The following is an 11,658-nucleotide window of genomic DNA, read 5'->3' on the forward strand; positions in this document are numbered from 1 at the left end:
AACGCTATTGCTCACGGCGCCCTCACGGATTCGCGGATACTGGTTTCAGGCGAGCGCAGGCTGTGGCTGCCGGACAATCGCCTTTTCATTGATAGGCAGGTTGATCAGCGCGGCAAAGATGCCGAGCGCAATCGTGATGCCCCATACGGTATTGTAGTTGCCGTCGCGGGTGAACAGAAAACCGCCCAGCCACACCCCCAGGAAACTGCCAACCTGATGGGAAAAGAACACGAAGCCGGATAGCATCGACAGGTATTTGACACCGAAAATGCCGGCGATCACGCCATTGGTGAGCGGCACGGTCGACAGCCACAGCAAGCCCATTGCGCAGGCGAACACATAGACCGACCAGTTGGTTAACGGTGCCAGCAGGAACAGGGAAATCACGACTGCGCGGGTAATGTAGATGGAAGACAGCAGATAGCGTTTTGGCAGCATGCCGCCGAGTTTGCCCGCGTAGTAAGAGCCGAAGATATTGAACAGGCCGATCAGCGCCAGCGCCATGACAGCCACGCCGGGATCCATGATGCCCTTGTCTTTCAGGTAGGAAGGCATGTGCACGCCGATGAACACCACCTGGAAGCCGCACACGAAATAGCCTGCGACCAGCAGCAGGAAAGGGCGGTAGGCGAATGCTTCGCGCGTGGCTTCCAGGATGCTCTGTTCGCTGCCACCGGCTTTTTGCACCGGCATTTCACGCAGGCCAAATGCCATCGGCAACATGACCAGCGCCACCAGCGCGGCCAGCAGGTAAAACGCGGTTTGCCAGCCGGTAATGGAAATCATCTGTTGTTCGACCGGCATCATCACAAACTGGCCGAAGGAACTGGCGGCCGACGAAATACCGAAGGCCCAGGAGCGCCTGTGTTCAGGTGCGGTACGGCCAATGATGCCGCTGACTGCGCCAAAGGCAGTACAGGCAAGCGCGGCGCCGATCAGTACGCCTGAGCCGATCACAAACAGCGTGGGTTGCGCCACCGTGGCCATCCATAACAGGCCGCCGGCATAACAGAGGGCGCCGACGATCACCACGCGTGCCGTGCCGAAACGGTCGGCGGCCATCCCGGCGAACGGTGCGAACGCGCCCCACATCAGGTTTTGCAAGGCCATCGCCAGTGAAAAGGTTTCGCGCGTCCAGCCGTAGGCTTGCGAAATGGGTTGCAGCCAGAAGCCGAAGCCGTGGCGCACGCCCATGGCAAGCGTCAACACCGCGCCGGCGGCGATGAGCACAGTCTTCAGTTGGGGCGGGCGGCTAGCGGTCAGCATGGCGATTTCTCGGTACAAGGAGGGGAATCGAGTTTATCGCAAAGCAAAAAAACATGTGGCCTGCCGGTTTCACCGGGCCTGTTGCGGGCAGGCCAATATATGAAACCCGCCCTAGCCCTCCGCCACCGGTGTCGGCTGCGATTGCGCATTGAGCCAGCCGCGGATAGCGTCGATTGCGGCTTGCAACTCTTCCCGAGTGTCGGTGAACAACTGGGTAACCATGCCCGGATCGCGGCTCAGCATCAGTTCCAGTTCCAGCGCAATTGCGGAAAAACGTTTAAGTCCAAACGATCCAAGCGAACCGCGGGCCTTGTGCAAGAGCCGGGTGGCATCCGCTGTGCGGCCGTCACGCCAGGCCTGCCACGACTCGTCCAATGGCTGCGTGCCATTCTCGACAATGGTGGTGAGAAGGCTAAGGACGATTTCCCGGTAGGCAGCATCAGCAGCGATCAGGGAAATCAGTTCTTCGGGATTAAATACGGCGAGCGCTTGCGGACTTGACACGGCGTGAACACGATCGGTGCGATTGATTGGAATCGTATGTTACACGCTTACACGCGCCATTCCGGATTCGTTTAATTGCATTGGGAAAGATTTGTATTGGAAAAATAATAAGCCGCAAGGAAGAACATCCTTGCGGCTTAGCCCTGCAGCAAATTTGTCGATTTACTGTTTGCGGCCCATGAATCCACCGATGACGGTCTGGCCGCTGCCTGCGTTGGACATCTGGAACGTACCACCGATTTCGACTGGCGCATTGCCAGACAGCGGGCCGAAGTAGCGTCCACCAAGCTGTCCGGATAGTGCGCCACTGCTCACCGCGCCGGAAAGGAAGTTGGTCAGGTTGCTTCCGGCTGCACCCATTGTTGTGACGGTCGTGAAGTTGACCGGCACCGGTGCTCCTGCGGAGTCCTCCGTAGTGGCGTTCTGAACGGTAATCGTCACTGCGCGGGTGGCGAAGTTGACGGTCATCGTGGCATTGCCGCGGAACACCGATGGGTCTCCTGTGCGGTTAGCAGCATAGTAGCCATAAGCGAAGCCCGAATAGGTCGCCGTGCCAGTAGTTGGGACGGTAGCTGGATTCGTCACATCGCCATAGGTAATCACGCCGCGACGGTTCTTGTTGTGTTCGTTGCCACGCTTTGCCCATTCCTCGATCCACACCGTATCCTGCGTCAGCCAGGTACTCAGGTTGGCGTATTGGAAACTGTAGTTGTCGAAGCTGCGGTAGCCCTTCGAACCGGGGAAGGGAACGCCGATGCCATTGCCACCTTCCAGAATGGTGCCGTTCGGGCCGTTGCCAGCGTGGACATCACCATCTTCATGAACGCGAATAAAACTAGTCCCGTCGGGCCGGATGCCACCAGTGCGCCAGTCGCCAGTTTGTGGGCCCGCTGGCTCAACGGTTTCGGTTGTGGCGCAGTTGGCCGGTGGCACTTCCGGAGCGCATCGCGACGGTGCGCTGCGTGGGAAGTAGCGGTTGTTGGCATAGTTTTCTTGCGTTCCCAATGCACCCTTTGTGCCAAAGTCGTAATAGTTCAGGTCCGACGGGCTGGGCAGGGCACCGGCAACAACAATACGGCCGGCCTCGTCCAGCCTGGTAGTTCCCGCCGTTGGATTAAACGTTTCAAGAATAGGCGGACGATCCTTTACGCTGTCCCATGTCAAACCCAGGTTTCGCAGAATGAGCGCCCGCGAAGAAATCCTGCCTGTTGTCGGATCCTTTGCAACCCGTACTTCGGCGACGCCGTTAGCTGCCTCGCTGGTTGGTAATGCGAAGCCAAATGCGCCTGTCTTGATCACAATGGGATTGGCAAGATCGCTGGTCGACGTGCCGTATGCCTGAACGCCGGAATTGGTCAGGATAATGCCGTTTTCTCTTGCAAGCACCGTGCTTCCGCTGCACTGAAAGCCAGCGCCTTCGGGGCACGACATGGTGGTCGAGGTTGCACCGCCGGTGCCACCAGTGCCTGTACCACCAGTACCTGTACCGCCAGTACCTGTACCGCCAGTACCTGTACCGCCAGTACCTGTACCGCCAGTGCCTGTACCGCCAGTGCCTGTACCGCCAGTACCTGTACCGCCAGTGCCTGTACCACCAGTACCTGTACCACCAGTGTCTGTGCTACCAGTGCCCGTACTCGGTGCAACGGTGTCACCGCCACCACCGCCGCCACAGGCGCTCAATACGCCTGCAGTAATCAGTGCAAGGCAAATCGGCTTGATATCAAGACGCGTCAATTTCATACGGTTGCTCCCTGTAGTGTCAACGCCATCGCGGCGCCATGCTGTTGCATGTCCTTGGATAAGGAAATCATTGAAAGCCTTTCATTCGTTGTGCTGTGTTACGGTCTGGCCAGATACGGTTGTCGCCAGATCGAAAATCAATGGTGGCCGACCGCTTGCTACAACTGCGGCGGCACGGTGCTTCGCAAGTCATATTCTTTCCTGCAGAACAAAAGCTGGAAAACTTGTCATGCCATGATGCAGGGTATGCCTCGATAGGTTCTTGATAACAATTAAGCGTCGATGCATGATCTTGTAACCTTTGGTTTCAGAGTTTCAAACCGGAAAGCCACTCCAGCGCTTTTCCCGATGATGCAACGTTGACGTTAATCACAACTAGCCAAAGTTACGCTGGCAGGGTGAAGCAATGAATCGCATCCGACACCAAGCAGCGTTGACAGCACTGTTACTAGCCTTATTCCTGATTCTCAATGGCTGCGTGCCTGTGCCTACAAAGCCAACAGTGCAGATGGTGCCAGCTGCCCGGACGCTCCAAGCGGAAGATGAACGCTATTACTTGCAGTTGCATGCCGCGGGCAAACCGGTACTCGCGGTCGATACCGAAAAATCGCTGATCGTGATTGAAGTGCATCGGGGTGGAAGGCTGGCACGACTCGGCCATGAACATATAGTTGCATCGCATGATGTGCGCGGGTGGGTCGCGCCCGATGAAGGACGTGCCGATCTTGCCATTCCGCTCGACAGTCTGACGGTCGATGAAGTGCCATTGCGTGCCGAGGCCGGACTTGATCCAGACTTGCCGCAGCAAGCCATTGAAGGTACCCGCCGCAACATGCTCGACAAAGTGCTGGAGAGCGCACGTTATCCGCTCGCGCATGTACGGATTAGCCGTGACGCTACACAAGCCAATCTCTTGCATATCGCACTTTCGATCCATGGCGTGACGCGTAACATGGACGTGCCGGCACGCATTACCCGGCAAGGCAATGGCGTCTTGGCCGAAGGCCGTATCTCTTTCCGACAGAGTGAGTTCGGCATTGTTCCTTTTTCGGTGCTCGGCGGAGCACTGCAGGTCGAGGACCGGATCGACCTGCGTTTCCATATCGCTACAGCACCGTTACAGCCATCGTCTGGACAACTGTCGCCTTAGCCTTGATAGAAAAGGCAAATACATTGCATTAGTCGATACGTCAGGATGGAACACTTATGTCATGCCGCGTGCGAAGATGAGTCCCAACGATGTGCGGATAAACGCGGTTTGTTTCAGCTCGCCTATCCGTCCATGGAAAAAGCAGGGACTTAGCAGCGCAGTTTGAGCGGACACAAAGAGATGCAGATGTGCGGTGGAAAACAGGGAACATGCGGGACATGATGATATTCAGAGCAGACTCGGACAGTGCATGTTGTTTCTGTTGATTTTCGCTTACAAATCGTCTTGTCTCCGCTCATGACCTCAAACGATATTTCGATTTCGCTATTTGAAAATTCCATCCCCCATGCACTGGAGGATGAGTTGGAAAAACTGTACCAGAACCTCTACTCCACGCTTGCGCATCACCGTACCTATGGCGACTTGTCGTCCGGTGTCAGTATCTATGTCGCGCGCCGGAAGAACGAACCGGTGGCCATTCTTTTGCTGCGCCGGGACAAGGATACCGTCCGCGTACTCAATGAGCAGATACGGCTTGACGCTCAGGAAGTCACCCGGTTCGCCAACTACATCTTTACCACTTTCAGCAGCGTCAACATCATCCTTTTCCATGCAGTAGAAGCCGAACTGAAACGGGTAGATTTTCCCTGCCAGCACTTCAGCTGCACGGAAGATATCGTGCTCGAATTACCGTCATCGACCGAGGCATATCGGTCAAAGCTGGGCAAGTCGACACGCAGCTATATCAATCGTTATCAGAACAAGTTGCGGCGTGATTTTCCGACGCTGCGACATGATGTGTACACCCATGAGGAGATAAGAGAAGAGCATGTGCGTGCAATCATCGCCATGAACCGCGCCAGGATGGCGGACAAACATCGCTCGTCCTATATCGATGATATCGAAGCTGAGCGGATCCTGAACTTCGCTCGCAAGTTCGGCATGGTGAGCGTGGTCACGATTGACGGGCGGGTCTGCGCAGGTACGATCAATTTTCGCATCGGAGACAATTATTTTCTGAAGGTGATCGCACATGACCCTGCATTCAATGATTATGGTCTCGGCACCGTATGCTGTTATCTCACCATCTGCGAATGCATTGCGCGTGGCGGCAGGGAATACCACTTCCTGTGGGGACGGTATGAATACAAGTACCGGCTGCTAGGTGTGCAGCGCAACCTCGACCACATCGCACTCTACCGTTCGCGCAGATACATGGTGTTCAACGGCCGGCGTGCGCTGCATAACGCTCTCCTGGGTAATGCCTTGCAAGTGCGCAGCTGGTTGCTGCAGCGGTCACGCGATAAGGACCAGTTAGGCATTGCGATCAAGGCAACCATCGATACCCTGCATGGGGCCAAGGCTGCAGTCGGCGCAGCGCGCGCCTTGCTGGCGCGCAGGCCGGTCAGGAAGAGCTAAGTTGCTACGAGGGTGTTGCGGATCATTCTGCATTGGATGGTTGTGGAATGTTATGCACCCAGCACCTTTTCAAATTCTTCCGGTGGTATGGCTTTCGAAAACAGAAAACCCTGGCCATAGTCACAGCCGGCTTCCATCAGCAAAAATTTCTGTGCATCGGTCTCGATGCCTTCGGCGATTACCTTCAAGCCGAGCTCATGTGCCATGGCGATGATGGAACGGACAATTGCACGATCGCCTGCATCAATGGCGACATCGCGCACGAATGACTGGTCGATCTTCAGGTAGTCGATATCAAACTTGCGCAGATAAGCCATCGATGAATATCCGGTTCCGAAATCGTCGATCGCTACCTGGATGCCGGCGTCACGATATTGCAGCAGCTTGTCTGCCACGCGCGCCGATGCGTTGAGCAAGGTACCTTCCGTGATTTCCACGGAAATGCTGCTGCCGGGCAGCCCGAGCCGCTGCAGGTAATGAGCCCAGTTGCTTTCATGGCTGCGTGACATGAATTGCACTGGCGACTTGTTGACGCTGATCTGGAAAGGTATACCAAGCCGGCGTCCCCAGTGTCCGGACCAGGATGCTGCTTCATGGAATACCCATTCACCGATTTCACTGATCAGTCCGGACTCTTCGGCAAAAGGGATGAATTGCGGTGGATCGATCAACCCCAACCGGGGGTGATGCCAGCGCAACAGTGCCTCGGCTTTCGTGACGTCACCGGTTGCAAGATCGACGACCGGCTGGAAATACACCTTCAGCTGGTCGCTGGAGAGCGCCTTGCGCAAGTCTGAAATCAGTCGCAGCCTTGCATGCGCATCCTGCTGCATCGAACGCGTAAAGTAGCTGAACTGGTTGCGTCCCCCATTCTTTGCAGCATACATCGCCTGATCAGCGTTGCGGATCAGGTTTTCCGGACTGCTTGCATCGTTCGGATACATGGTGATGCCAATGCTTGCAGACAAATACACGACTTCGCTGGCCAGATGGAAAGGCGAAGCCAGTGTGTCGATCATCTTTTGTGCCAGTATTTCCACGTGCGCGAGATCGTCGAGTTCGGTCAGTATGGCGGTAAATTCGTCGCCGCCCAACCGGGCCACAGTATCCGATTCGCGCACGCAACCGCTGATACGCCTCGCCGCTTCGACCAGCAACTGGTCACCGATGTCATGGCCAAGTAAATCGTTGGCTTCCTTGAAACGGTCGAGATCAATAAAGAGCAGAGCCAGCGGTTGATGAGTGCGGTGCGCTTTCTTGACATCATGGTCCAGGCGGTCGCGAAACAACCTGCGATTCGGAAGGCCGGTCAGGGTATCGAAGTTGGCATGGTGCCAGATGATCTCTTCCGATCGCCGTTTTTCCGTAATGTCCGACACCGTGCCGGTCATGCGCAGTGGATTATTGTGCGCGTCCCGCTGGACGACGATGGCGCGCGTACGCAACCATTTCCAGTCGCCGCGATCGGAGCGCGTCCGGTATTCGCTCTGAAATGATCCGGTGCTGCCTTTCAGACAGGCATTGAGTGCGGATAGCACTTGTGGCAAATCTTCCGGGTGCACGCGTTTTTCCCATTCACCATAGGCAAACATCTGCTTCGGCTCCGACAAACCGAGCACCTGGTTCAACTTGTCTGAATGCAGCATCTGGTTGGACACGATGTGCCAGTCCCAGATCGCGTCGCCCGAGCCTTCAATGGCAAAGTTGAGGCGCTCATTGCTGATCGCCAGTTCTTCAAGCGCCCGTACTTCATCGGTCACATCGAGCGAAATGCCGACGTGCCCCGCATACTCACCATCCTCACGAAACCATGGTGCCGCATGCGATTCCAGCCAGCGCCATCCATCATGGGTACGCCGCACACGCAGGCGGTGCGTCATCGGCGCGCGTGCCAGTTGTGCATGGCGGATGGCCTTCAGATAAGGTGCCGTGTCGTCAGGGTGAAGAAGCGTGATCCATGACGTGCCGAACAATTGTTCCGGCGGAATATCCATCAGGTCGACAGTACGCGAATTGACGTATTTGACGCTGCCAGAAGGATCGATATGCCAGATCAGTGCCGGACAGGTCTCGGCAAGGGCGCGAAAGCGCGCTTCACTTTCCGACAGCGCCTGCTCGGCCTGCATCCGTGCGGTAAGGTCAACCGTTACCACTAGCAAGGAAACCGGCTCTCCGTATTCATCGTCCAGTCGGGTCACGCTGCTGTTGGCCCATACCAGGCTGCCGTCGGGACGCACATAGCGCTTATCAATGGACGCGGGTACGCCGTGCTCCAGCAAGGCACCAAGCGCTGCCAGGCTTTTCGGTATGTCCTCTGGATGCGTCACATCCGGCACGCCCATTTGTAGCAGCAACTCGCGCGGGCGGTCGAGCATGCGGCACAGCTCATCGTTGACACGAATGAATTTGCCTTGGGGCGAAATCTCCGACAAGCCCACCATCGCGCGGGCAAAAATTGCCGACAGGCGCGCTTCGTTTGCGCGCAAGGCCTGCTCGACCCTGACGCGCTCGGTGGTATCCGTGACAATAGCCAGTACCCCCGTTGGAACACCTCGCTCATTGAGCACCGGGGAAAAATCGAGATTGAGCCAGGCGCTTTCCGTTTCACCATTGCGCTCAATCAGAAATTCCTGGTCGCGAATAAGAAGCGGCTCGCCGGCCAGGACGACCTTCATCACTTGCGTGTGAAAATCGGCGCGTTCCGAGCAGCCATCTTCGACCTTGCGGCCCAGCAGCCAGGGATGCTGGGCACCGGCAATAAGGGCATAGGCATCGTTGTAGAGCATGATGCCGTCGCTTCCCCATAGCAGCAGCGCCGGCATGGGCATGCCAAGCAGGATGTCCACTGTAGTACGTAAACATTGCGGCCATGCATGGAGCGGGCCGAGGGTGGTGGTCGACCAATCGAAGTTACGGATAGCAATCCGCATTTTACCGGCGCCTGTCGGCCATTCCGGATCATCTGGCATATCTTGACCTTGCCAAGGTGCTGCGCTTTGGCGGCGGAGCCGCGCAGTCGAAGTCTTGCCTATGAGGGGCGCCTGCGTTCCGGTGTGCAGGCTTTAGCTTGTCGCTCTTGCGAAAATCACGACTGGGGTTCGCCGTGACCGCTATTCAAAATGGTGCATGCCTTATGCGAAGAGCACATTGCAGCACAAAAGTTCAGGCCTACCAGACAATGGGCGGTGGTTACCTGTCAGGACGATTGTGGCGGATGGCGCGCTCATTCCCCATATCGAGAAGGATGTTGTACGCTAGAACGAATTTTCGCGGAGGGAACACCATGCTAATGCTCGCTAATGTCTTGATCGGTATCGTGCTGCTAATCCACGTGTATATCTTTTTGCTGGAAACGGTACTGTTTCGCAGTCGTGGGCGCAAGGTCTTCGGACTGACGGAGCAGCAGGTCGAAATGATGGCGCCGGCAATGTCCAATCAAGGCTGCTATAACGGCTTTCTGGCGGCTGCGCTGGCGGTATATTTCCTGCATCCCGATCCAGCCATTGGCAAAGCCTTTGCGGTATTCGGGCTGGTCTGTGTCGCGGTGGCAGGCATCTGGGGTGCGACTACCGTTCAGCGACGCATCCTGTTCATCCAGACTGTACCCGCAGTACTGGGGCTGGCGGTGCTGATGCTGGCAAAGTAAGCCCAAGGCAGGCCCACAGCGGACCGAAAGCGCTCTAGCGCTTCAGAAAGTCCCTCACCAGGCCGATCTGTTCCGGGACATTCAGGGCCGGCGCATGTCCGCAGCCGGCAATCACTTCCAGTTGCGCACGCGGACCGCGCCGCGTCATTTCCTCGACGGTGTCCTGCAGCAGCAGGTCGGAATCGATCCCGCGCATCACCATGGTTGGCATGGTGAGCGTGTCATAGGCTTCCCACAGATCGTAATCTTGTGGATGGACGATGAACTGGCGCACCATCGCGGGATCGTAATGCGGCGTGATTTTTCCGTTCGGCAGACGCCGCGCCGAAGTCTCGGCCATGCGCCGCCATTGCGCATCGCTTTGCCAGCCATAGGGCTTGTACACGGTGCGCAAAAACTCTTCAAATTCCGTCAGGGTGTCGAACTGCGGCGGATTGCCCGCATAAGCCTTGATCCGCTCAATCGCTGCGGCAGCCAGTGCCGGCCCGTTATCGTTGAGTACCAGGTGACTGATACGGTCCTTCAGCGTGGTTGCCGCTGCCACCGTACCGATCGCGCCGCCCATCGAGGTGCCGACCCAGCGTACTTGCGAAAAGCCGAGCCGGTCAACCAGTTCGGCCGCAATACGTGCATAGAAGGCAAGGCAGTACTCGTTATCGGGATCGGGGCTCCACTGTGAAAACCCGCGTCCCGGCGTATCCGGACAAATGATGTGATAGCGATCAGACAGTGCTTCCGCCAGGTCATCGAAATCGCGGCCGGTGCGCGCCAGCCCGTGCCACATGATGATCGGCGGCTGGCCGCGCGTGCCCCATTCGACGTAATGAATTTCACGCCGGCAGCACAGTGTGTAATGGGACGATGGGGTCATTGACGCTCCCGCAGTTTGCCTACGATGCCGGTCGGGAAGAAGTACACCGACAGGATGAACAGGATGCCCAGCCACAGCAGCCAGCGGTCGGGCGACAGCAGCGCCGAGAGCAGCGGCACCGATTGCATTGCGTTTGCCGCCATGCCCATCAGGTCCTGCAGATAGCTCTGCGCCAGCAGGAACACCGTGGCGCCGAAGATCGCGCCATACATGGTGCCCATGCCGCCGATCACGACGATCAGAAGGATGTCGATCATGATCTCGAAGGACAAGGAGGTGTCCGGGCCGTTGTAGCGCAGCCAGATCGCCAGCAGGCAGCCGGCCAGCGTGGCAAATACGGCGGCCAGCACATTCGACCAGGTGCGGTAGACGACGGTGCGATAACCGATCGCCTCTGCACGGAAATCGTTTTCACGAATCGCCTGTAACACGCGGCCGAATGGAGAATTGACAATGCGCAGCATGGCCAGGAACAACACGACCGCGCTGAAAAACACGAGATAGTAGGTAATCAACCTGCCATCGAGCGAGGCGCCGAGAAAAGGGTTGTCGCTCAGCTGAAAGGACGGCGCCAGGACTTCCGGCAGTTTGAAATTCAAGCCATCTTCACCGCCGGTGATTTCCGACAATTGCGAAGCGAGCGTCTGGAATGCCGAGGCCACCGCCAGCGTAATCATCGCGTAAAAGATCGCCCGCACCCGTAGTGAAAACAAGCCGATCACCAGCGACAGCAGCAGCGACAGCAACATCGCGCCGAGCGCTCCTGCCAGCAGGCTGGTCCAGCCCGGCCCCATGCGGGTACTGGCAATCGCGATGCCGTAAGCGCCGATGCCGAAAAACATCGTATGCGCGAAGGAAACGATCCCGGTATAGCCAAGCAGCAGATCGAAGCTGGCCACCAGCACAATGAAGATCAGAATCTTCGCGGCCACGTTGAGTGACTTTGCGCCAGGAAAAATGAACGGTGCCAATGCCAGGCCGAGCACGATCACGGTCAGGATCACCGCCAGGATGCGGCTGCGCGGCAAATCGTGAGAAAGTATGCGGGTAATCATCGGC

Annotated in this window: 10 protein-coding genes; 3 read left to right on the plus strand and 7 right to left on the minus strand. The window is 57.2% G+C overall.

Annotation, left to right across the window (positions count from 1 at the left end):
- Nucleotides 1-45: 45 nt before the first annotated feature.
- The 4 genes from ACFQUU_RS10420 to ACFQUU_RS10435 form a co-directional block, all read right to left on the minus strand.
- Entirely contained in the window at nucleotides 46-1,266 is a 1,221-nt protein-coding gene (locus ACFQUU_RS10420; RefSeq protein WP_382246561.1) for an MFS transporter, read from the minus strand.
- Nucleotides 1,267-1,377: 111 nt separating this feature from the next.
- Nucleotides 1,378-1,770 carry an Hpt domain-containing protein gene (locus ACFQUU_RS10425; RefSeq protein WP_382246564.1) on the minus strand — a complete coding sequence of 131 codons (393 nt, stop codon included), beginning with the start codon at nucleotides 1,768-1,770 and terminating at the stop codon, nucleotides 1,378-1,380.
- A 162-nt stretch (nucleotides 1,771-1,932) separates the two neighbouring features.
- A complete protein-coding gene (locus tag ACFQUU_RS10430; protein WP_382246567.1) occupies nucleotides 1,933-3,156 on the minus strand; it encodes a hypothetical protein in 1,224 nt (407 codons plus the stop codon).
- Entirely contained in the window at nucleotides 3,126-3,443 is a 318-nt protein-coding gene (locus ACFQUU_RS10435) for a hypothetical protein (protein ID WP_382246570.1), read from the minus strand. The genes ACFQUU_RS10430 and ACFQUU_RS10435 overlap by 31 nt, the downstream gene beginning before the upstream one ends.
- Nucleotides 3,444-3,919: 476 nt before the next feature.
- On the opposite strand from ACFQUU_RS10435, the gene ACFQUU_RS10440 reads away from it, so the two are divergent.
- Entirely contained in the window at nucleotides 3,920-4,663 is a 744-nt protein-coding gene (locus ACFQUU_RS10440) for a YceI family protein (protein WP_382246572.1), read from the plus strand.
- A 297-nt stretch (nucleotides 4,664-4,960) separates the two neighbouring features.
- Entirely contained in the window at nucleotides 4,961-6,082 is a 1,122-nt protein-coding gene (locus tag ACFQUU_RS10445; RefSeq protein WP_382246574.1) for a GNAT family N-acetyltransferase, read from the plus strand.
- Between the two features lie 50 nt (nucleotides 6,083-6,132).
- Here the strand turns inward: ACFQUU_RS10445 and ACFQUU_RS10450 are convergent, their stop codons facing one another.
- Nucleotides 6,133-9,051, minus strand: coding sequence for an EAL domain-containing protein (locus ACFQUU_RS10450; protein WP_382246577.1), 2,919 nt, complete (start codon nucleotides 9,049-9,051; stop codon nucleotides 6,133-6,135).
- A 314-nt stretch (nucleotides 9,052-9,365) separates the two neighbouring features.
- Here ACFQUU_RS10450 and ACFQUU_RS10455 point away from each other — a divergent pair, with 314 nt between their 5' ends.
- A complete protein-coding gene (locus ACFQUU_RS10455) occupies nucleotides 9,366-9,728 on the plus strand; it encodes a DUF1304 domain-containing protein (RefSeq protein ID WP_382246580.1) in 363 nt (120 codons plus the stop codon).
- 34 nt (nucleotides 9,729-9,762) lie between these two features.
- Here ACFQUU_RS10455 and ACFQUU_RS10460 read toward each other — a convergent pair whose 3' ends face one another.
- Together ACFQUU_RS10460 and ACFQUU_RS10465 are read right to left on the minus strand one after the other, a co-directional pair.
- Complete coding sequence (locus tag ACFQUU_RS10460; RefSeq protein WP_382246583.1) at nucleotides 9,763-10,599, minus strand: alpha/beta fold hydrolase; 837 nt, start codon at nucleotides 10,597-10,599, stop codon at nucleotides 9,763-9,765.
- Entirely contained in the window at nucleotides 10,596-11,654 is a 1,059-nt protein-coding gene (locus ACFQUU_RS10465) for a branched-chain amino acid ABC transporter permease (protein WP_382246586.1), read from the minus strand. The genes ACFQUU_RS10460 and ACFQUU_RS10465 overlap by 4 nt, the downstream gene beginning before the upstream one ends.
- Between the last annotated feature and the right edge of the window lie 4 nt (nucleotides 11,655-11,658).

The sequence above is a fragment of the Herbaspirillum sp. GCM10030257 genome (assembly GCF_042666555.1).
Taxonomy (GTDB): domain Bacteria; phylum Pseudomonadota; class Gammaproteobacteria; order Burkholderiales; family Burkholderiaceae_D; genus Noviherbaspirillum.

What these genes read in the sequence shown, in the direction of transcription:
- ACFQUU_RS10420 (WP_382246561.1), bottom strand. Translation starts at nt 1,266, where the DNA reads ATGCTGACCGCTAGCCGCCCGCCCCAACTGAAGACTGTGCTCATCGCC.
- ACFQUU_RS10440 (WP_382246572.1), top strand. Translation starts at nt 3,920, where the DNA reads ATGAATCGCATCCGACACCAAGCAGCGTTGACAGCACTGTTACTAGCC.
- ACFQUU_RS10445 (WP_382246574.1), top strand. Translation starts at nt 4,961, where the DNA reads ATGACCTCAAACGATATTTCGATTTCGCTATTTGAAAATTCCATCCCC.
- ACFQUU_RS10450 (WP_382246577.1), bottom strand. Translation starts at nt 9,051, where the DNA reads ATGCCAGATGATCCGGAATGGCCGACAGGCGCCGGTAAAATGCGGATT.
- ACFQUU_RS10455 (WP_382246580.1), top strand. Translation starts at nt 9,366, where the DNA reads ATGCTAATGCTCGCTAATGTCTTGATCGGTATCGTGCTGCTAATCCAC.
- ACFQUU_RS10460 (WP_382246583.1), bottom strand. Translation starts at nt 10,599, where the DNA reads ATGACCCCATCGTCCCATTACACACTGTGCTGCCGGCGTGAAATTCAT.
- ACFQUU_RS10465 (WP_382246586.1), bottom strand. Translation starts at nt 11,654, where the DNA reads ATGATTACCCGCATACTTTCTCACGATTTGCCGCGCAGCCGCATCCTG.